Genomic DNA, 21387 nt, shown 5'->3' on the forward strand with positions numbered 1-21387 from the left:
TCTTAAAAAATAAAAGTGCTAAATAACATTTCTTAGTAATCTTCATTATTTATAAAATAATCACATCTAAATCTTTACGGTAATCAAAGATAAGTTAGAATTTCTGACCGCTGACCGCTGACCGCTCAAACATTGACACCCCTTTGTTCCTTTGCCACTGTTATATAAAGCAATAACGAAAGGAGTGTGGTTGTGTCTAATTGGGTTGAGGCGAAGGTTAAAGATATTGTTTGGTGGACAGACACCTTATTTAGCTTGATTGTTAACGCCGATGTTGAGCCATTTAAAGCAGGGCAGTTTACTAAGCTGTCGATGATGATGGACGATAAACGCATTGCGCGAGCTTATTCGTATGTGAATTCCCCTGATTCAGCTGACTTAGAGTTTTACCTTATCAATGTTGCTGATGGATTGTTATCGCAACAACTTGCTAAATTAACCCCTGGCGATACCGTTTTAATAGAGCGACGCGCCAGTGGCTTTTTTACCTTGGATGAAGTCCCTGCAAGTGAGCAATTATTTATGCTTAGTACTGGCACTGCAATCGGCCCGTTTTTATCTATTTTAGAACAAGGCGATGTATGGCAGCAGTTTAAACACATTACTTTAGTGCATGGTGTGCGTTTGAATGCAGACTTAAGTTATCAAGATAAAATAGCTCAGTTACAGCAGCAGTATGCGCAATTACATTACTTACCCGTAGTGAGTCGAGAGCCGGCGATTATCGGCTTAAATGGGCGTATCACCAGTGGCATTGCTGATGGCAGTTTGTTCACACATTGCCAAAGTGCAGTCACACCACAAAATGCTCAATTTATGATCTGTGGAAATCCAGATATGGTTAAAGACACATCAGCATTATTAACTGAGCGAGGTTATACCCGTAATCGCCGTAGAGAGCCTGGGCAAATTACCGTTGAGCAATATTGGTAAATAACTATCGCGAAACGCTAAATTTTGTTATTTTAGCGTTTCTTAAATTACTCAGGAACAGTATGAAACCGTTATTTTTTGTCGTTAGTTTGTTATTTTCATGGCAATTATTCGCAACTGAAGTTGAAACAGTTGACTCCCAGTCACAAGCTGTTGTCGTCAAAACGAATGACGCTACTGCTGCTAAAGAGCAAGCTGTTGAAAGTGAATTACAAGATAGCCCTGCTGTTATTACATTAACGCCTGAAAATGCCGCTCAGCCAGCGCCTAGCCATATTGAGTCTACCCAGCCTGTGGTGGTTGATCCAAATAAAGCAAACATGATTGAAGTGGTTGATACCAGCAAGGTACTTGGCACTGAAGCGGCAAAACCTGCAGATATTCCTAAAACTCAGCAAGAAAAGGCGGTTGCGGTAGCCCAAGCGGAGCAAGCCGTTACGCAAGCTAAAGAAGCGCTCACTTTAAAACAACAAGTAAAAGCAAAACAGTCACGAGAATCATTAGCGGTTATCGAGCAGTTAATTAAGGCCTATAACGCCAGAAATATTGACGCATTTATCAGCATGTATGATGAAAATGTTGAGTTTTATGCTTTTCCAAATGAGTTACTCTTTAAAGGGAAAGAAAAACTCATTGCCCGTTATGGGATCGTGTTTAAAAAATTAAAGTGTATCAAATCATCACCTATAAAGCGTATCGTACACGGTAATATAGTTATTGATCATGAGTTATCAGAAACCTGTTCAACCGATCCGAACGTAATTGATAAACGCTCAGAGTTGATCTCTAGCTATCAAGTTGAAAATGGTAAAATTACCAAGGTGTTGTTTTTTAGATAACAACAATGAGGGGATATAAATGCAGCTAAGTGACGATAAAAAACTTTATTTACTTTATCGTGTTGAGCCTGGTTGCCTTGGCCCTAATGGTGCGCAAATGATTGAACATTTTTGTGTATATGCAAACCAACAACTTGCCGCCCCTTATTTTGCACACTATCAGTTTACGCCACGCTTTGATAAAAGTAAGGCGGAACGTCAATACAGTATAAATACTCGACTATTGTCTGAATCACAGGCTCACACGTACTTAACTCATTTCGATACCACAAAAGATGAGTTTGAAGAGCAACTCGACGAGTTACTCACTCAAGCAATCGAAAATTTCTTAGAACGTTGAGCCGCACAGGCTCAATTAATTTTTGTCGCCAGCGACAATCGCATTAAAACTATTATTGTCGTGCAAACTGGCAAATGCACTTTCATGTAACAGCTCGTTGCGTAAATTGGGTGAATATTCCAACGACATTTTTATATCTGCTAATGCATCAGCATGTTTGTGAGTTAGAGCGTAGGCACAGGCACGTTGCCAATACGCATAGCCATAATCACTATCAATATCTAACGCTTGATTACACAGCGCAATCGCTTTTGCTGTTTGGTTTAACTCTAACAGTGCATCGGCCTTATAGGCGATAGCTTCAACATCTTCAGGTTTTCGTTTTAATATTTCATCGAAAATCTCAATCTTATTCGCAATATCGCTTTCTAAGTTTGCGCGCATCCACAGTGAGTGAACTTCGTTAGTGACCGATATTTTTTGCTGATTACTTAAGATTTCTTCAGAGCGAACACGCAGTTTTTCTTCAAGTATATTTAAGCGCTCTTCGTATTCCATTGTAATTGCGCTAACGCGACTATTAACGATATCTTCTACTTTATTCTTTACATCACGCAATGAATTCCAGCCCACAAGTACTAAAATTGATGCGGTGATCGTGATAATAAAAAACACATTGTTAATGGTGTCGGTTGTGTAAGTTAGCGCGCGATCGGCGGTATCGAGTTGGGTATGTGTTACTTGTTTTGTGACATCTTCGCGTAGTTTTTGCTGATCTTGACGTACCGCTTTAAGTTCATCAAGAATATAGCGCTCCATCAATGGCTTATACATTGGCTCTTGCAATTCTTCGAGTGCTTGTTGTTGCTGTTGCTGGCTAGGCTCAGAGCGAGACTCCTGGGCCATTATCGGGGCTGTCACTAAAGTAGCAATAACAAGTAAAGCGGATAATAAATAATGATGCATTGTGCTGCCTAGTTGATATTTAAATGCTGTTTGAATGAGATAAACTGTAACATGCTAGCTAAGTTGGCACTAGGCAAAACGCGGGCAAAAAAAACCAGCTCAAGGGTGAGCTGGTCAAACTGCTTAAACAACATAAAGTCGTTAGGGGTATCAACAGGAGTGTGGCTTTATAATAACCAAACCTATCTGAACAATGTCTTAATATTTAAAGCTTTATAAATGCAGAGGTAGAAATTAATTTAATAAGCTAAACTAAACTTACGATAATCGTTTGGGAAGTTTCATCAATGCGGCAACAGCTTGTGCAATTACTTTATAAGGTGTCTACATCGGCAATTTTAGACGATGGATATATAGAGCTTGCCGAGCAATTGATTGTAAAAGCTATTATCGATGGTCTTAATACGACACGTGCCAGCATATGGTTGTTAAATAGCGATAATAGTGAATGCCATTGCCAATTACTGTTAGATAAAACGAACACTGAACCAGCTCAAACGTTGATTTTAACGCGCGCTAGTTTTCCTTCTTATTTCAGGGCGTTAGATACACAACGAGTGATAATTGCCAATAACGCGCATACCGATCCGGCAACATACGAGTTCTCTGAGCACTACTTAACCCCACTAGGTATTCACTCCATGCTGGATGCTCCTCTGCGTTTTAAAGGCAAAATGATAGGTATTTTTTGTTGTGAGCATATTGGCAGTTTTAGACAATGGGATGATGACGAATGTACGTTTCTTTCGGGTTTGGCTGATCTTTATGGTCGGGCACTTTCGGCGCAAGAAAGCAGATTAGTCAAGCAAGAGTTAGAAGCTGCAAATCGTTACCTAGAAGAGCGTGTAGTTGAGCGTACAAATACCCTACAAAAAACCTTAGAAGCATTAACCGGAACGCAAGAAAAACTCATCGAATCAGAAAAAATGGCAGCATTAGGGAACCTTGTTGCAGGCGTTGCTCATGAAGTAAATACGCCCATTGGTGTTGCCGTAACAGCCAATAGTTCGGCAACTGATAACCTAAAGCGACTGACACAACAGCTGGAAAATAATACGCTATCGAAAAATAGCTTAGTGGCGTTTCTTACGCATATAGATGAGTGTTTAAGGATTTCAAGTAGCAACTTAGATAGGGCCGCAGCTCTGATCTGTAATTTTAAGCAAACTGCCGTTGATCAATCCTCTCTTGATATTAGCACAGTGATCTTAAATGATTACTTAGCTAATACCGTACATAGTCTTACGCCATTAACCCGAAGCCATCAAGTTAACACCACCATTGAGTGCGATGAAACACTTAGCATAGTCACCGTTTCAGGGGCTTTAAGTCAAATTTTAATGAATTTAGTAAGTAACAGTTGCGTACATGGCTTTAAAGACCGTAAAGATAATCAGATAAACATCACAGTACAGGTAGATACGCAGCAAAATACCTACACATTACGTTATCGTGATAACGGCCATGGGATGACTAAAAGCGTGTTACAGAATGTATTTGATCCTTTTTTTACCACCACCCGAGGTAATGGCGGCAGTGGTTTAGGTATGGCCATTGTTTATAACCTTGCAACCCAAGCCCTACAAGGCGATGTAAAAGCAAATAGCGAGCCTCAGCAGGGTATTACAGTGACGTTTACTTTTCCGTTAACTTTGAGCTGATTTTATATAAAAAATATTCACTTAGCGTGGTTGTTAAACAATTTGTTGATAAAAAGCACTCCATTCGTTGGGTAAATATTCTGGTGACAGGGTCATCAAAACAATGTGTTTAATGAGTTTTCATATTGTTGTAGGCAATCATTAAGGGCGGTTATTTTTAGTTTACACAAAGCAGCTTGCTGCTGTTTGGCTGCATTTTCTAAGGTGCTTGCAAGTTCACTTAATGCGTTTGCCATGACCATTTGAGCCGCGCCTTTTAAGCGATGCGCAATTGTATTGAGCTGTGTAAAATCAAGCTGTGCATATGCGTCACTCAGCTCGCTGATATCAGCCTTTAAACTGTCAATAAACTCTGCAAGCAACTCCAACACAGACTCTTTAGAACCAAACATAGTTTGTAGTTCTAGAATATTAAAATGCATTTCAGTGGCCTTATGATGCGTGTTTATGGGTAAGTTATTTTGCACAGAGCTGACAGGTATGGTTATCTGGCTCAGCGTCGGTAAATACTTGTTTAGCTTAGCTTGCAATACACTTTGGCTGACCGGCTTACTTATATAGCCGTTCATTCCTATGTCTAAGCAACGCTGCGCTTCGCCAGTGAGTGCATTGGCGGTAAAGGCAATGATTGGCATGTTATTTCCTTGCTCACGCAGAGCGCGGGTTAACCCATAGCCATCGAGCTCTGGCATGTGGCAATCGGTGATCAACAAATTGTAATGTTGTTCAGTAATTGCTTGCAGGGCTTGTACGCCGTTTTCAACATAGTCAGCTTGATAGCCTAAGGTTTCAAGTTGGCGTTTGATCACTTGTCGGTTGGTTGGGTGATCTTCAGCCACTAAAATTAGCCGACCGCTGCTGATAGCCTGCTCCCTGCTTTGGAGAATAATTTCGTGGTTTTGTTCTTGATGGACAGTATCCATTAATTGACTGTCATTGGCTTTGGCGATCAGATTAAGTAAAGGAGACACTAACAAAGGATTGCTCGGTATAAATAAGTCTGCATCAAGTTCATTATTTGCCGCCATGCACAGCTTAACCCATACATTACTTGCATCGCTGGTTTTAAGGTGTGAAATATTGCTTAGTTGTTGATGAAAAATAACCATACAATTTGTGTAATTATGTGGGTTTAACCAAGACTCAGGATTACTGTGGTTTGGTTCATGAATAAACGCAATACCCCATCGTTTTAAATAATTGATCACTTGAGCAATACATTCGCTGCCGTCATCCAAGAGTAATAATGATTTTTCAACCGGTGTTGTTGGTAACTCTGCGGTTTTATAACACTCAAGGGGGATCACAAAACTAAACTCACTACCTTTACCTAAATCACTGTGTAAGGTGATTTCCCCACCAAGACGATTTACCAGCATTTGGCAAATTGACAGTCCTAACCCGGTTCCACCGTATTGACGATTAGTTGAGCTTTCAGCTTGCATAAAAGGAGTAAACAGCTTGCTTTGATTTTCAATGGCAATACCTAATCCTGCATCAGTCACTTTAAACTCAACGTGTTGAACATTCCCCACGTTATGCAAAGCATTAACGCTGATAGTTATTTTACCTTGCTCAGTAAACTTCACTGCGTTACTGAGTAAATTAGATAGCACCTGTTGCAACCTGACGGGATCGGTTTCAATAAAGCGTTGTAACTGGGGATCAAAATCAACACGCATGGTTAAGTTTTTAGCCTGTGCGTTTGCGACATGAGCCCGCACCGCGTTTTCAACAATATCGAGTAAATCACACTCTATTTTTTCGATGGCAAACTGTTGCTCTTCCATTTTTGTATGATCGAGCACATCATTGAGAATATGCAGTAAATTATTGGCTGATGTAGCAATGGTATTCACGTCATCGCGTTGCTGATAATCCAAGGCTGATTGTGACAATAACTCAGTAGTAGTGATCACACCACTTAGAGGTGTTCTAATTTCGTGACTCATCATTGCTAAAAAGCGTGATTTAGCAAGGGCTGCTTGCTCCGCTTTGGTTTTTTCTTCGCTGAGAGCAATCTCTTGCTCTTTACGTTGATTGATCTCAAGTAATACACCGCTCCAGACACAATCATCACCTTGATAAGCAGGAAATGCCACCAAGTTTAACCAATTACGATAGGGCGCATTTAATTCACATTCAAAATCAATCCCCTGGTTATCATTTAGCGCCTGAGTAGCTGCATTGATAAGCTGGTCTACTTGGTCTTTCGAGATCAAAGCTAGAAAGTCTTCATCTGTTAAATTCACCGCCTCTTCAGTTGATAAGTTTATTCGTTTAAACGGAGTAAACCTTTCAATCCCCTTACTGGCATAGGTAAATATAAGCTGCTTATTAACAATTTTAAACTGCACCACAGCACCAGGAATAGCATTGGCTATAGAGGTAAGCTTTTGCTCTGCTTGTAATGCACGTTGTTGCGCATTACGGCGAAACCTGACTTCTTGACGCAGCTTATTATTCCAATATAAAAAACCAACTACGACTAATAAAAATAAGGCACATGCAAGCAAGCTGTAAAAAATGATTTGTTTAATATTTACACCTTGATTTGGATTAAGCTCCACCCAGCTACGGGCAAGGCTATCGAGTTGATCATAGCCTATTGCATCAAGGCCATTATTAACTAAACCAAGTAACTCTTGTGAGTGCTTACTTACACCTAGTTGTATGTCTATATTATTATTTACTAAAAAATCGTGTATCAGCTTGTAGTGATGTTTGCCCCCATGTTCAATCCAAGACTGTGACGCTGCTAGGGTTGTAAATACAGCATCGACTTCTTTTTCATCTAACAACGCAAAGCTTTCTTCTATATTACTTTGCATAATTAACTCACTATTTGGAAAGTAATCTAAAATAATGGCGCGAGCATAATCGCTGTTTGGCGAGGCTATTTTGTACTTTCCTTGGCGCAGTAAAGTTACGTCTAGTTGCGAGTCTTTACGTCCAACCATACTCCAAGGTGTACTTAAATAAGGCTGCGAAAAACTCATGATGTCGTTGCGACTTTGCAAACGCAATACTGCAGGAACCAAGTCAACATCACCGGTTTTTAGTAGCGCTAGTGCTTTTTCTCTGGAGTGAGTTGGTACGTATTCTAAGGTGACCCCCAGTTTTTCCGCGATACGGTTTAACACATCAATAGACAAGCCTTTAGGCTTACCTGATTGATCATACATGGTAATGGTGTGCCATTGAGGTAACGTAGTGTAGCGAATCACTTGATGCTGCTTTAACCAGTCTTGTTGTTGTGGGTTAATAACCATAACTGGTTTTTTGGTATAGTGTTGCCACTGACTCGCGTGAGCAACAATGGCTGATACTGTGATTGGATCTGTGTTTTCTATAAGCTTGTTGATGGCGTTATTAAGCGTACTATTTTTGCTAATTAGCGGAATATGAAACACTTTATTAGCGGTATGATCCAGCGAAACGATACTAAATTTATTAATAGCTAATTTTGATGCTAAATACTGGTTAGATAAAGAGTCACCAAAATGGGCGTTAACCAGACCATAGTGAAACGCTGGTGCAAGATCTTGCTGTTGTTTTATTTCGACCTTTTTAATATCAGGAAATAGCTGCTTAATATATTCTTTATCAACATCATATTTAAACAGTGCGAGGTTAACAGCTGGGTTTGCGTTAAGTTGAAATGGTGACGCTTCAATCTCTTTTGCTATTAACACCGTACGTGGCACCGTCATAATTGTTTTACTGAGCGTTAAGTAATCTTTGCGCGCGTCAGTCACTTGTAAGCCTAATGCTATATCAACACGCCCTTGTTTTGCGGCATCTTCTAGCTGTGCTACCGAGTTATAAAATTGATAGTGTATTTGTAAGTTTAAAGCACTGGCCAAATGCTCGATGTACTCAGGATAAATACCGCCCACTTTATTGTTTTCTTTCACCGCAAAGTAAGGAATAGAGTTGCCCTTTAAAGCGCCGACCAGCAATACTTTTTTGCTCGCAGTAACCTGCGACTCAGGGAGATTTTTAGCGCTATCAGCAAAGGCATTAAAACTTAAAAGCCAGCACACTAAAAAACAGCACGTTAGCAGTGCGATAACTTTTAAGCGATATTGAAAAATCATACGGCTACCTTTGGCTGGGTGTTTAAGAAGCTCACTGTGGACTCAATAAAACGACAATACTTATAATATAGCTCGCTATTAGTAACTTGGCTTTTATTGAGGGTGAGGCTGTGTTTGGCTAATAAATAATACTGCCTTAGCCGCATTGGAGTAACATTAATGGGAATTGCTTTAGTAAAACCGCGTAATAGTAATTGCGCGAGCTCAATGTTTATTCCTAAGTCATCAATGGCTGCAATACTCATACAGACCGCTTGCATGTAAAAACCGTTGTTTTCAGCGCTTTTTATTTTTCTGATCTGAGCATCAACGTGGAGTTGATAAGCGTGAGCATATTGCAGCGTATTTTGCAGTAGTAAATGTTGGCTATACTCATCTTTATTTAAACTATTGATAAAGTCAGGAAGGGGCTGGGCTAAACGACGGTATAAGTGCACAATATCGAGTTGGCAATAAAATGGTAGCTCCACATAATTTGCGTATTCGCTGTATTTTTTTACAATCTGCATGGCAGCTTGGCGATCACCTGTACATAACGCAAAACGCGCATCAAGAATGTCTTTTATTTCGTGTAATTGAACAGCTCGCGGGTTTTGTAGAATCTTTAACCGCGTGTGCAAATAATTCGTTTCGAGACGTTTAAAGTCACTGCCGTAGCGTCCTTCATTTAAGCTTTCGATACGGGCTAATAAACAGCGTAATACATTAAATTGGTAATCTACATTTAACCAACTTAGGTGCTGCGAGGTTTTTTGATAACGCGCTACCGCTTGCTGCATATTGTCAGTATTATTTAAAATGACCGCAAGATTAAACTGCATTAATAAACGCTGTGGGTTATCGGGGGCAATTAAGTTCATTTGTGCTAAGTAATCATACGCTTGCTGAAGCTGCCCTTGGCCTAAACTGGCACTGACGCATACATCTAATGCACTTAATTGATAACGTTTGATGGCCAGTAGTGGCTTTATTACATTAACGGCATCAGTACTATTGCCATCATTAAGTAAACAGCTTGCGTAATTTAGCCGTGCATTATCATCGCCTTGCGCAACGAGTGTTTTGAGCTTATGGCATAGCTTGGCTGTTTGCCCATCCCAGGTGAGTAGAGCATGTTCAAGTTCGTTATAGTAGTTCAATGCAGTATAGCGAGAGAGTCTACTTTTAGCGCGTTCAAACCCGTGTTTTAAGTAACAGCTTTCAAGTTCAATTAAAGCGTACTTTTTACGATAACAGGCAATCATTCGTGGCAGCATGTTATTAATATTAAAAGGTTTAACTAAATACCCATCCGGTTTTCATTCACTAAACCCATGCACGACTTGACGAGATTGCTCTGCAGTAACAATAAAAACAATGCACTCTTTAGCTATCAGTTTGGCCATTGTTAAATGCGCTAAAAGCTGTAATCCATCCGCGCCTTGGCCTAAATTGTAATCAAATAAAATAAAGTCAAAGCGGCGATTTTGACATGCGCTAATGGTGGTTTTAGCGTCTTTAGCTAACATTACATTCTTTGCTAAAGCGCCTTTATTAACGAGCATTAAGCGAATAGCCGATAAAATTAAACTGCTATCATCAATCACCAAAATGCGCTTATCAGTTAAAAAGTTCAAGCGCGTAATGCCTCATCAGCGTTTACTTTAATAGCTTGATATTGTGATTGCCAGCGGGCATTCCACGTTGCTAGTTGCGTGGAATGCATTGGTTTAGCGCAGTAAAAACCTTGGCAGGTATCGGCGCCTAGTAATTGCATATGTTGCCATTGCGCAAACGTTTCGACCCCTTCAACGACCACTTTCATGTGGAGTTTTTTTGCTAACTGAATGGCCATTTCAACAATAGCGCCAGATTGTGGGTCGTTTAGTGCGTCAGTTACAAAGCTACGATCGAGCTTAATTTCATTAAACGGATACTGACTTAATTGCTGCAATGATGAGTAACCAGTACCAAAGTCATCAACTGATAAATTAAAGCCATTCATGCGTAAGCGAGACAACAGCTCAAGCGATAAGCTATCACTTAATAATTCAGTTTGTTCGGTTACCTCAAGAGAAATACGTTTACGTTGCGCAAGGGCCATCAAGGGTTGATCAGCTAAAATATGGCTCACGGTTTCGTTTGATAAGCACGAAGGGGTTAAGTTAATCGATAACTTTGTATTACTAAATTCAGCGGGTAATTGTTCAAGCATAGTAACGCTTTGTTCAATAATGCTCAGCGTTAGCGCCGGCATTAGCCCTGCATCTTCTATTTGATCGATAAAAAAGTAGGGGGATAACAAGCCTAATTCAGGGTGTTGCCAACGACATAGCGCTTCCAGGCCAATACAGTCACCTGATTTAAAATCAACCTGTGGCTGGTATACCGCTATAAACTGCCCTTGCGCAAGCGCCTGTTGCAATACGTCTTTTTGAGTATCCACTTTAATAGTTGATTGTTTAGTTGGCTGAATAAAACGGTTTTGATGCGCGTTAAAAAAATGGCTTAACTGACTATGAGAACTAGGCTTAGGCATGATCCCTAGTAAATTAAGGCCAAAGGCATTCACTAAATTGGCCGCTGCACGCAATAAACTTGCATCAGACGCACTAGACAAAATAACGCTACCAGCAAACTTTTGCGCGCTTAACTGCCTAAGTAACGCTAAGCCATCCATATTCGGCATCGCTAAATCACAAATAATAATATCGGGCGTTAATGTGTTGATTAACTTTAAGGCCTCATCACCATCATTGGCATGAGTCACTTGATGATCACCCAGTTGGTTGATCATCGAAGTAAGCGCACGACGCACAAATGCGTGGTCGTCTACAATGAGAATATGCATAGAAGAATCGAACATAATTACGCTCCAGATTTTTAAGAGGCGATATTTTAACCACCGGTGGCGCATATTATTTGATCTGGATCAATTTTGAAGGTCTGTTGTGTGACCACGGTGAACCGTTTTGTAACCGAAAATAACAGTTGTACAATTTTAGCGCTCAAAAGGTGAACAGATGACAGTTAACGTGAATATAAAGATCGCAATAAAGGCTTATTAATCCTTTGTTCATAAAGGAAAAAGCATTGGTTTTGGTTGTTTTAAATACGATCAAGTACTCGCCATTGTTAATTTAGCATGTTTGAAAAACCATTCGTTTTAGGGTAGGAATGCGAACAGCGGCGGGCCGCGAGGTACGGGCTTCGAGCGGCGGGCTACGGGTTAACCCCCTTGCCCCCCGTAGGCGTTAAGCTTGCTGACGCGTTTTACTTGATCACACCTGTAGGTCGTCATTTATGGCGACAATATCTACCATTGAAAATAGACGCGCTAAAGCACGACCTACATTAGCGCCTTTGTGTTTTCCTCATCAGCGCAGCGCCTCTTGACCTCTTTGTGAATAAGTTACTTAAAAACAATTTGCACAAAGAGAAGTGAATGAGGGTAAATGAGAAGACAAAAGCTAAGGGTTTCGAGCTACGTGCTGCGGCAATATCCCAGCATTTCCTTGTAGGTCGTCATTTATGGCGACAATATCTACCATTGAAAATAGACGCGCTAAAGCACGACCTAGATTAGCGCCTTTGTGTTTTCCTCATCAGCGCAGCGTCTCTTGACCTCTTTGTGAATAGATCGCTTAAAACAAAGTGAAGAAAAACGCTGCGGCGACGAGGTACGAATTAATCCTAGCGCCTAGTCACTTTCCTAAAACCTAGCTTCTTTTAGTATACAAAAAATTACCTTACAGGTGTTTTTTTGTGAACCTTAAGATTAATGCCCCATATCAAACTTACTTTTTTTAATATTCTTATTAATAATAGCGAGTGACATAGTGTTAATTTCTGATTGCACATATGGCCAATAATCAGGGTTATCGATAGTTCTTTCTTTAATTTGATTTGGAATGAAACGGCCCATTTCTATATTGAAGTCTTTACGTACCTCATTGTCATGCTTTAGCTTGTCTAATTGAATAGTCAGTGCCTCAATAAAGTCTTCGTTGGTTTTCCCCCTTGCCACAAGCTTTTTATTGATAAGTTGGCTGGACACTGCAACACCCCTTTGTTTTATCCATACTATATCCCATACGTCGCGAGGTTTAATTCGCCTAGCACGGTAGGCTAAAGCAATAAACTTGTCTGCGAGAGTTTCCGTTAATGATTGTACAGGGATCAGTAAACCTTCTGTTGGCACGACAATATTATAATGATTTATTAATGGTCTTTTTTCGATATCAAATGACGGGATAGCACAAATAACTATATGCATTTTTTGCCTGGGAAGATCAGGACGATTACTTTCTTTTTCGATACTTATTTTCCAAGACGAAGTATTAGCTTGATTATCTTCGGCTGGTTTATTTACCCATACCTGCACCTCATATTTATTTTGTATATATTTTTGAATTTCAACTTCTAAACCATTGAAGTCGCTCGGCTTGAAGTTGTGCCCTCCATTAAAGTCTAAGTCTTCAGATAACCTAGAACTGTTATGGCACAAACGAAGTGAAGTGCCACCTATAAAAGTAAGCGAAGGCATAACACCTTGTTTTACCATTGCAGCCATAATGTCGTGATGAAGAATTTCTTTTTCAATCACTGGCGTGACGCCAGCGTACTCTGGATTCGCAGCTATGATTTGGCGTATATATTCTGTTAGCATTTAGTTCTCCAGCATGTGTACGTTGCGATTACAGGCTTTAAGATCTGCAATAGCTTGTAGTGTATTTGCTCTATACATATTGATGCTTTTATCGAAATATAGATTTTTCGAAAATTTATCAATTGGCTTTTTTGTATGGGTGAGTTCAATAACGCCATACGGAGTATAAAAAGTACCACTACGGCCTTTCGTTATTACCGTTAACCTATCAAATAATATTTGCGAAATATCGCCCGTGTAGCTGAGTTGGCTTTCCAAACTAATGTAATTTAAAACATCGCCACGTAGCTTTTTAACTATTTTATAAATGGCGGTGGTTGGGTCGGGTGGCGTAAGCGTGCTTTCAAAAATACCATTGCAGACTCTTCTTAACAGCCCTTTATTAACATTATCAGTTAAAAACTTAGTAAATGCTGGTGTGGGTTTTATAGCCATCATAAAAGCCAGTTCTGCACTGGTATGAATACCGCCACCTGCTTTTACAGAGTTAGCAAATACTGCTAGTAATGTGTCTGATTTATTCATTTGGTCTACAATTTAATACCTTTTATGTTATTAATTGTAGACCTCAAGTTTAATTGAAGCAAACTAGAGTTTAGATTAACTCTAGTTTGACTTGTATTGTCACCTTATATCACCCATTGCTGGCGCGTTTTACTTGAGCACACTTGTAGGTCGTCATTTATGGCGACAATACCTATCATTGAAAATAGACGCGCTAAAGCACGACCTACTACTGGAACCGAGCTACGGAGCAATCCTAGTACCTAGTCACTTTCCTAGAACCTAGCGCCTTTCTCTTGCCTGTGACTGCTTTAAACCAAAAAGTGAATTATCAGTTTTTGTGTTCACTGTAAAACTGATAGGTTATGATTATCCCTGCGTTTTATTAATGGTTTTGTATTGTGGGAACTGATATTTTTCAAAAAATAATTAAATATTTGCAGCAAAATAGCGATATTGATGTTGTTTGGTTATACGGCTCCCACGCCAAAGGTACAGCGCAACCCCATAGCGATATAGATCTTGCCATTGCTTTTAAAAACTTTGAGTTAAGCTCATTTGATAAACGACTCAGGCCAAAAGAGCTTGAGCTTGAAATCAGCAATGCACTTAGCTTGAATGGACAACTTATTTCAATTGTTGATATAAACTTGATCCCAAGTTACCTAGCATTCAATGTAGTCGAATACGGGCATGCCATTTTAGGTAATAATAGTTTGAGAGCAATGAAAGAGCAGCAGCGTATTTATAGCCAATTTGAGTTTGAGGCGATAGCGAGTAAGAATGGCATTAGTGAGGTAACACGGCATATCGACGAATATATGCTAGAACTCAATGAATTAAGCCAAATAGAACAACTTAATAATAGAGACTATCGTGCCGCAGAGCGTTTGTTACAGTTGATGACCGAAGTGTGTATTGGCTTAGCCAAACACTGGCTTAAAAAGCATAAAAGCAGTACCAGCAGTAACGCATATCAAACATTTAGTGAATTAGCTCAACTCGGAGCTTTAACAGATACAGAGTTACTTTCATGGCGTAAAATAATTGGCTTACGCAACGCCCTTGTGCATGATTATTTGAATATAGATCAAGACATAGTAAAAACGATTATCAAAAAACAACATTATGTAACTATGCATGAGTTTAGCTTACGGGCCATTGCCGAATTAGCCAATTAAAAATGATAAGATACTGCGGGAATCGAGTTTCGGGCGTTGTACTACGGGTTTCGAGCGACGAGCTACGTGATAATCCTAGAATCTAGTACCTTTCCTTGAACCTTTCACCTCATCAGCGCAGCGTCTCATAACCTCTGTGGTGAATAAATCACTTAAAAACAATTTGCACAATGAGCAGAGAATGAGGGTAAATGAGAAGAAAAAGCGGCGGGCTACGAATTAACCCTATAACCTAGCGCCTTTCTATTCTATATCTGGTATAACACTTTCTAAGCGTTGTATATCTATATCGCTAATATCAGCAAAGTGCTTAAAGTGGCTTGGCCATTGTCGCGTGTAGTCTTTTATTTGGCTGATTATTTCTGTCGCTTTTGTCCTCGTTAAACCAAAGCGTTTTGCTTGTGATAACAAATTATCGATACTGGCGTATCGGCCATCATCTCCAAGCCCAATACCATGTTGTTTTGAGTTATTGATTGGGGTGATGTCGTAAGCTGGGCTCATACGCCAAGTTTTATTTGCAAAATGGTACAAAAACGCATGATTACGGCTGTGATCGTCAGTATTGCCAATCATCACATTAAACACCATTCGTTTGTAAAGCTCAGTTGCATCATTGGCAAATTCACCAGTATGGTGACGAATAAACTCAGCCAATTCACCATACGAATAATAAGTCGCTAAATCACTCATAGCCACTTTAGATTTTTGTAGTAAGCTATTAGCGCTTAAAAAGTGATGAGTAGGTAAGCCCGCGCTTACATCAAAGCGCTCCACAAGGAGTACATCACCGTTTTCTGTTTCATGAATTTGAGTATTCGCAGTGCGAATGCCTAATTCTTTAGCCATACACATAGCTGCGTGTTCAGCGCGTACTAAATTGAATAAATCATCATGACGATTAAATTTTGCTAAATAAAGTTTATTGCCAATTTGCACTGAGGTTTTGGGCCGTGCGCCGCCCATACTTTGGCCAAACTCAAAGGCCTTTTTAGCCTCATTTGAAATAGCTTTATTAGCTAAAAGATCATCTTTTGCTTGATCCAGCAAAGCTAAGTCAGCCAAGGTGTTTTTATTGGTTTTATGCTTCGATGCACTACGCGATAAACTAAATACTAGTGCGCCAACACCATAACCAGAGCCTGCAAGTAAAAACTCCAACTCGTTTTGTGGTTTGGTATTATGCAGCGATAAAATGAGCTTACGCCCCCACGAATCAGCACCAGCATCACTTAGCACCCCAAATACACCTTTATTTGCGCTATAGCTGACTATACCTGGTTGTAAAGGTAGATGGATTGGGTCAAGTGCAAAGGCATCAGTGCGAGTAAGATAACTTTTACCATAGTTAAACTCACCACGACCAGTTTTAGTATCTAACTTAAAAAAGCCACAGATCACGGGTGTGCTTTCTAGCCCATCTATAAATACATAGCATTCAGAAGTCATCGTTAATCACCTGCGCTTTATGAGCTTTACGTTGCCGTGCATTGTACCCACCAACATCAGCGGCCAGCTCGTTTATTTCATCGAGCAGCGACCCTTGTAGTTGCAAAACGACTAATGCTTCAAACAATATATCGCTTTTAACAACTTCACCTTGTTCAAGCTTTTGTACAGTTGAGCGCGACACACCAATCATCTTGGCAAAAGTGCTCTGAGTGTAATGCAAAGTGCGGTGCTGGCGGATTAGGTCACCCAACCGCTGTGCCAGTTTTAATGCTTGTTCAGATCTCATGAATGATTACCTACGCAGTCATTAGGTTGTTAATGATTAGTTTAGCGGTATTTGATGTATTTGCAAGGTGATTTAAAAAGAGCAGAGAATGAGAGTAAATGAGCAGAGCTCTCTAAAAGTGGTAGCAGCGAGTTTACCTCGCGACATATAAACATGCTTCGGGCAATGAGCTACGTGCCGCGGGCTGCGGATTCACCCTAGCCCCTAGCGTCTTTATCACCGTAGGCGTTAAGCTTGCTGACGCGGTCTTTATTGTGATTGTTTTAAAACCAATTTTACCACAGAGCTCACCGAAGCTGCGCTACACCGAGAAAACATTAATAAAACCATTTTGCACAAAGAGCAGACAATGAGGGTAAATGAGGAGCCAAAAGCGACGTGGCGACTTTGGGCGACGGGCTTCGGCAATAATCCTAGAACCTAGTCACTTCTCTAGCTCCTAGTACCTTTACACACCTAGCACCTTCGTTGAATAAATATAACCAAGACTAAATTCTTAATTTTTGCTAATTAGCAGCTATGTACTTGGTACTCATCGGAAAACCCTATGTTTTTAATACATTTTCATGTTAGCTTAGGGATAAACTTAATTAAAGCTTAACAAGCTAATAGTTAAGTATTATTAATTAACCATGGAGCGGTAGATTTAGTGTCAAATAAAACACTCAGTTACTACAATCAAAACGCACAAAGCTTTAGCGACTCAACGCTTCATGTTGATATGTCGGCGCTTTATCGTGAGTTTTTACCGCTTATTCCTAAACATGGCCATATCTTAGATGCTGGCTGCGGCTCTGCCCGCGACGCTGCATATTTTAAACAGCAAGGTTTTACCGTCAGCGCGTTTGACGCAAGCACAGAACTTGCAAAAATTGCAAGCACTCACTTACAACAACCCGTTGCAGTTAAAACCTTTCAGCAGCTTGATTGCAGTAACCAATACGATGGTATTTGGTGTTGTGCCAGTTTACTTCACGTGTCTAAAAACGAACTTCCGCAGGTATTTTTAAACCTACAACACGCGCTTAAACCAAATGGGGTTTTGTATGTATCGTTTAAATATGGCGACAGTGAGCGGGAACACAATGGTCGTGAGTTTACTGATTTAAATGAAGAGGGGTTAACCGCGCTTATTACTCAGCACACTGAGCTTAAAATACTAAAGCACTGGCAAACGGTCGACCAGCGCCCTGAGCGTGAAAGTGAAGTGTGGCTCAATGCGATTATTAACGCGCAGCGAAGCAATAAGTGAATAATTTTATCGAGCACCAAGAGCTGCAACGTAATCAGCAACAGCTTATTACAGGTGATAATGATCCGTTATTACCCAATCTCGTGCATGCAATAAATAACGCTACTGAGATTGAAATAACTGTTTCATTTATTCAACCTAGTGGCTTAGCTTTGTTGTTCGACCCACTAAATGAAGCTTTACAAAGTGGTGCAACACTTAAACTCCTTACCTCAGACTACCTTGATATTACTCATCCAAATGCTTTGAGAGAGCTAATGGCGTTAGTTGATCGTGGTGCCGATGTGCGTATTTACCAAACACAGAGTAATCAAAGCTTTCACATGAAGTCGTATATTTTTGTTAAAACAAACGACACCAGCGAAATTACGTCAGGTTGTGCATTTATCGGCTCAAGTAATATTAGCGCCAGCGCACTTACTAAAGGCCATGAGTGGAATTTTCGACATGACTACATGCAGCCAAGAACAAGCCAAGCAGCGCAGCAATTTTTGAGTATTCGTAATGCTTTTGAACATATTTTCAATCACGAGTTTGTTACACCTTTAAGTCATGAATGGATTAATAACTACATTGCTAGGCGCAAAATACAGCAGTTTGTAGCGGTAAACCACGCCGATACAGCAGAACAAATTATTGAACAAAACGAAGCTAAAACACCAAGGCCAGCTCAAATTGAAGCGCTCAACGCGCTAGCTCAAACTCGTACAGAGGGTTTTAAACGTGGCTTAGTGGTGTTAGCAACGGGAATGGGTAAAACGTGGTTAAGTGCATTTGATGTAAAGCAATTCAAAGCCAAGCGTGTTTTGTTCGTTGCGCATCGTGAAGAAATACTGTTACAAGCACAACGTACATTTGCTGAATTATTGCCACTTTCAACGGGGTTTTATAACGGCAAACAACGTGAAAAAAATGCAGAGTGTTTGTTTGCATCTATTCAAACCATTGGCCGTAGTAATCATTTACAGCAATTTTCACCAACGGCGTTTGACTACATCATCGTTGATGAATTTCATCATGCTAGCGCCCGTGTATATCGCCAGCTTTTAAACTATTTTGAACCACAGTTTTTACTGGGTTTAACCGCTACACCAGAACGTACCGACCAAGCCGATATTTTAGGATTGTGTGACAACAATTTAGTGTTTGAGCGAAACTTAACGCAAGGCATCGATCAAAAAACGTTAGTGCCGTTTCATTACTACGGCATTTGGGACGAAAACGTAAACTACCAAGCCATTCCATGGCGCAATGGTCGATTTGACCCCGCAGCACTTGAAAACAAATTTGCGACGCAAAAGCGTGCTGAACATGCACTTGCACAGTGGCTGCAATATAAACAGCAACGTACGTTAGGCTTTTGTATCTCTACAAAACATGCAGATTACATGGCTGATGCGTTTAATAAAGCGGGTATAAAGGCGCTATCAGTACATAGTCAATCAAAAGTACGACGTAACGAGGCGCTTAAAAAATTAGACCAGCGTCAAGTTGAAGTACTATTTACCGTTGATCTGTTTAACGAAGGTACTGATTTACCAAGTATTGATACCATTTTAATGCTGCGACCAAGCGATTCTAAAATCCTGTTTTTGCAGCAACTTGGTCGAGGGTTACGCACGTTAGAAGGTAAAACACATTTAGTGGTGCTCGACTTTATTGGTAACCACCATAGCTTTTTGAATAAACCTTATGCGCTGCTACATGAAACTAAGGCAAGTGGTGTAGTGAAAAAGCTTAAAAAGCCAAATCTTGCTAACGGCTGCTTTATAAATATTGATTTAAAAGTCACTGACTTTTGGCAACAACTTGCTAAAGCACAGGGCACCACAGCCTTTGATGATATAAAACTGCTTGCAGAGCAACTTGGACATTTACCTACCTTAAGTGAGTTTTACTACCACTACGGTGACATAAAAAAGGTAAACAGCAATTACACTAGTTGGTTTGAGCTAATCGCTAAAACACAAAACATTGATGATGATGCACAACATAGCGCTGAGCAACTAGCGCCATTTTATGACTTTTTGCACAAAGGCATACAAACAACCAGTATGACCAAATGCTTCAAAGCTATTTTTCTTGAGGCGTATGTCGCTTTAAATGGCTTTGCTAATCCACCAACGGTTGCAGAACTTGCATTAATGAGTGCTAAAGTATTTGCGCGTCATCCAAATTTAAAACAACACGATTTAGCCATAAAAGAACAACAAGCCACCGCTGATTCACAAATATGGCAAAGCTACTGGCGTAAAAACCCAATCAAAGCTTACACCAATAAAAATAAAGATGGCACGCAGTGGTTTACGTTAGAAAACGACACAGTAAAAGCCACGTTTGACGTACCCGCAGATAAACTCGAATTACTAAATAACGCTGTGTTAGAGCTGGTTGAATATAGTTTAGCTAAATACAGCCAACGGCTAAAAGTTAAAGCACTAGTAAGTGAAGAACATAGCGAGCAACATGTTGATAATGTTACTCAGCTTGAGTTGAAACACACTGATGTTGTCTCAAATGAGCAAGCTAACGCACTTAAGCTACCGTATTTCCCTAATATTAAAATAGCCTGTGGGCATTTTAAAACAGGGGATGGGAGTGATATGGAATTAATGGATGCGCCACTTGGCTCGGGCAAGCTCGATCCGCAAGTACATTTTTTAGCGCACGCATCGGGTAACTCAATGAACGGCGGTAAAAACCCAATACTTGATGGTGATTTACTGCTACTTGAGCTTATAACACCTGATAAAGCGGGATCGCTGCGCGGGCAAATAGTCGCGATAGAGCGAGATGATATAGGCGGAGAAGGGCAATATTTACTGCGTAAAGTTAATAAATTACCAAACGGGCAATATGAGCTAATTGCTCAAAACCCAGATTATGAAGTAATGATTGCAGATGAAAATATGCGAACGTTTGCGCGGTTTAAACAGGTGGTTGCAGAGTAGTTGTAGTAATGCTTTAACTTGTAGGCGCAGAGCTTGCTCGCGCGAAAAGCTAAGCTCTTAAATTGGTCGTGCTTTAGCGCGACAGTGTAATTTATTGGTTTTGTGGGAACAGGCTTTAGCCGTGATTTATATATGATTTTGGGTAAGGGATTTAAAACCTCTATTCGAGTTTTTTTGCCAGATTGCTGGCGGCAACCAAGGGGCGAATACCGCCGTCCGCCCCTTGGAACCCCACGGCGCCCCGAGGATCACACGTATCCTCAAGCTTAAGATTGATATGAACGTAAGCGCCGTATATTCGCCGTCCATGGCGAAGTCACGGCTTAACTTGCAT

17 protein-coding genes are annotated in these 21387 nt (G+C 40.3%); 7 read left to right on the top strand and 10 right to left on the bottom strand.

Going from position 1 to position 21387, the window contains the following annotated elements; genetic code table 11:
- Positions 1-192 precede the first annotated feature (192 nt).
- The 3 genes from CWB85_RS17930 to CWB85_RS17940 all read left to right on the top strand — a co-directional run bounded on the left by CWB85_RS17930 (position 193) and on the right by CWB85_RS17940 (position 2112).
- Positions 193-933, top strand: coding sequence for a ferredoxin--NADP reductase (locus CWB85_RS17930; RefSeq protein WP_138555604.1), 741 nt, complete (start codon positions 193-195; stop codon positions 931-933).
- Positions 934-995: 62 nt separating this feature from the next.
- Positions 996-1772: a nuclear transport factor 2 family protein gene (locus CWB85_RS17935; RefSeq protein WP_016706445.1), complete on the top strand. Its 777-nt coding sequence runs from the start codon at positions 996-998 to the stop codon at positions 1770-1772.
- A 19-nt stretch (positions 1773-1791) separates the two neighbouring features.
- Positions 1792-2112, top strand: a complete 321-nt coding sequence (locus CWB85_RS17940) for a hypothetical protein (RefSeq protein ID WP_138555605.1) — start codon at positions 1792-1794, stop codon at positions 2110-2112.
- Between the two features lie 15 nt (positions 2113-2127).
- On the opposite strand, the gene CWB85_RS17945 is transcribed toward CWB85_RS17940, so the two are convergent.
- Positions 2128-2958 carry a tetratricopeptide repeat protein gene (locus CWB85_RS17945; protein WP_085999738.1) on the bottom strand — a complete coding sequence of 277 codons (831 nt, stop codon included), beginning with the start codon at positions 2956-2958 and terminating at the stop codon, positions 2128-2130.
- 347 nt (positions 2959-3305) lie between these two features.
- Between CWB85_RS17945 and CWB85_RS17950 the strand changes: the two genes are divergently transcribed.
- A complete protein-coding gene (locus CWB85_RS17950) occupies positions 3306-4679 on the top strand; it encodes a GAF domain-containing sensor histidine kinase (protein ID WP_016706441.1) in 1374 nt (457 codons plus the stop codon).
- 95 nt (positions 4680-4774) lie between these two features.
- Here CWB85_RS17950 and CWB85_RS17955 read toward each other — a convergent pair whose 3' ends face one another.
- From CWB85_RS17955 to abiEi, 6 genes are all read right to left on the bottom strand, one after another.
- Positions 4775-8779: an ATP-binding protein gene (locus CWB85_RS17955; RefSeq protein ID WP_138555606.1), complete on the bottom strand. Its 4005-nt coding sequence runs from the start codon at positions 8777-8779 to the stop codon at positions 4775-4777.
- The gene (locus CWB85_RS17960) at positions 8776-10023 is read right to left on the bottom strand and encodes a hypothetical protein (RefSeq protein ID WP_138555607.1); all 1248 of its coding nucleotides are present in this window, start codon (positions 10021-10023) and stop codon (positions 8776-8778) included. Before CWB85_RS17960 ends, CWB85_RS17955 begins: the two co-directional genes overlap by 4 nt.
- Before the next feature lie 54 nt (positions 10024-10077).
- Entirely contained in the window at positions 10078-10395 is a 318-nt protein-coding gene (locus tag CWB85_RS17965) for a response regulator (RefSeq protein WP_171039034.1), read from the bottom strand.
- Entirely contained in the window at positions 10392-11624 is a 1233-nt protein-coding gene (locus CWB85_RS17970; RefSeq protein WP_171039035.1) for an EAL domain-containing response regulator, read from the bottom strand. Before CWB85_RS17970 ends, CWB85_RS17965 begins: the two co-directional genes overlap by 4 nt.
- 912 nt (positions 11625-12536) lie before the next feature.
- Complete coding sequence (locus tag CWB85_RS17975) at positions 12537-13427, bottom strand: nucleotidyl transferase AbiEii/AbiGii toxin family protein (protein ID WP_138555610.1); 891 nt, start codon at positions 13425-13427, stop codon at positions 12537-12539.
- The gene (gene abiEi / locus CWB85_RS17980; protein WP_016706436.1) at positions 13428-13952 is read right to left on the bottom strand and encodes a type IV toxin-antitoxin system AbiEi family antitoxin; all 525 of its coding nucleotides are present in this window, start codon (positions 13950-13952) and stop codon (positions 13428-13430) included.
- Positions 13953-14332: 380 nt separating this feature from the next.
- Here abiEi and hepT point away from each other — a divergent pair, with 380 nt between their 5' ends.
- Positions 14333-15112, top strand: a complete 780-nt coding sequence (hepT, locus tag CWB85_RS22835) for a type VII toxin-antitoxin system HepT family RNase toxin (RefSeq protein WP_138555611.1) — start codon at positions 14333-14335, stop codon at positions 15110-15112.
- A 243-nt stretch (positions 15113-15355) separates the two neighbouring features.
- Here hepT and CWB85_RS17990 read toward each other — a convergent pair whose 3' ends face one another.
- Together CWB85_RS17990 and CWB85_RS17995 are read right to left on the bottom strand one after the other, a co-directional pair.
- The gene (locus CWB85_RS17990; protein WP_138555612.1) at positions 15356-16561 is read right to left on the bottom strand and encodes a type II toxin-antitoxin system HipA family toxin; all 1206 of its coding nucleotides are present in this window, start codon (positions 16559-16561) and stop codon (positions 15356-15358) included.
- The gene (locus CWB85_RS17995; RefSeq protein WP_138555613.1) at positions 16551-16850 is read right to left on the bottom strand and encodes a helix-turn-helix domain-containing protein; all 300 of its coding nucleotides are present in this window, start codon (positions 16848-16850) and stop codon (positions 16551-16553) included. Before CWB85_RS17995 ends, CWB85_RS17990 begins: the two co-directional genes overlap by 11 nt.
- Before the next feature lie 649 nt (positions 16851-17499).
- On the opposite strand from CWB85_RS17995, the gene CWB85_RS18000 reads away from it, so the two are divergent.
- Together CWB85_RS18000 and CWB85_RS18005 are read left to right on the top strand one after the other, a co-directional pair.
- Positions 17500-18102 carry a class I SAM-dependent methyltransferase gene (locus tag CWB85_RS18000; protein WP_138555614.1) on the top strand — a complete coding sequence of 201 codons (603 nt, stop codon included), beginning with the start codon at positions 17500-17502 and terminating at the stop codon, positions 18100-18102.
- A complete protein-coding gene (locus CWB85_RS18005; RefSeq protein ID WP_138555615.1) occupies positions 18099-21053 on the top strand; it encodes a DEAD/DEAH box helicase family protein in 2955 nt (984 codons plus the stop codon). The genes CWB85_RS18000 and CWB85_RS18005 overlap by 4 nt, the downstream gene beginning before the upstream one ends.
- Before the next feature lie 126 nt (positions 21054-21179).
- Here the strand turns inward: CWB85_RS18005 and CWB85_RS22650 are convergent.
- A partial coding sequence (locus CWB85_RS22650; RefSeq protein ID WP_212748239.1) for a hypothetical protein occupies positions 21180-21387 on the bottom strand: 208 nt, incomplete at its 5' end.

This window comes from Pseudoalteromonas sp. S1727, from assembly GCF_005886375.1.
GTDB lineage: Bacteria > Pseudomonadota > Gammaproteobacteria > Enterobacterales > Alteromonadaceae > Pseudoalteromonas > Pseudoalteromonas haloplanktis.

Bases quoted from the DNA above. Each gene is read 5' to 3' on its own strand.
- CWB85_RS17950 (WP_016706441.1), top strand. From the start codon at position 3,306: ATGCGGCAACAGCTTGTGCAATTACTTTATAAGGTGTCTACATCGGCA.
- CWB85_RS17995 (WP_138555613.1), bottom strand. From the start codon at position 16,850: ATGAGATCTGAACAAGCATTAAAACTGGCACAGCGGTTGGGTGACCTA.
- CWB85_RS17935 (WP_016706445.1), top strand. From the start codon at position 996: ATGAAACCGTTATTTTTTGTCGTTAGTTTGTTATTTTCATGGCAATTA.
- CWB85_RS17975 (WP_138555610.1), bottom strand. From the start codon at position 13,427: ATGCTAACAGAATATATACGCCAAATCATAGCTGCGAATCCAGAGTAC.
- CWB85_RS17940 (WP_138555605.1), top strand. From the start codon at position 1,792: ATGCAGCTAAGTGACGATAAAAAACTTTATTTACTTTATCGTGTTGAG.
- CWB85_RS17970 (WP_171039035.1), bottom strand. From the start codon at position 11,624: ATGTTCGATTCTTCTATGCATATTCTCATTGTAGACGACCACGCATTT.
- abiEi (WP_016706436.1), bottom strand. From the start codon at position 13,952: ATGAATAAATCAGACACATTACTAGCAGTATTTGCTAACTCTGTAAAA.
- CWB85_RS17990 (WP_138555612.1), bottom strand. From the start codon at position 16,561: ATGACTTCTGAATGCTATGTATTTATAGATGGGCTAGAAAGCACACCC.
- CWB85_RS17960 (WP_138555607.1), bottom strand. From the start codon at position 10,023: ATGATTGCCTGTTATCGTAAAAAGTACGCTTTAATTGAACTTGAAAGC.
- CWB85_RS17955 (WP_138555606.1), bottom strand. From the start codon at position 8,779: ATGATTTTTCAATATCGCTTAAAAGTTATCGCACTGCTAACGTGCTGT.
- CWB85_RS17945 (WP_085999738.1), bottom strand. From the start codon at position 2,958: ATGGCCCAGGAGTCTCGCTCTGAGCCTAGCCAGCAACAGCAACAACAA.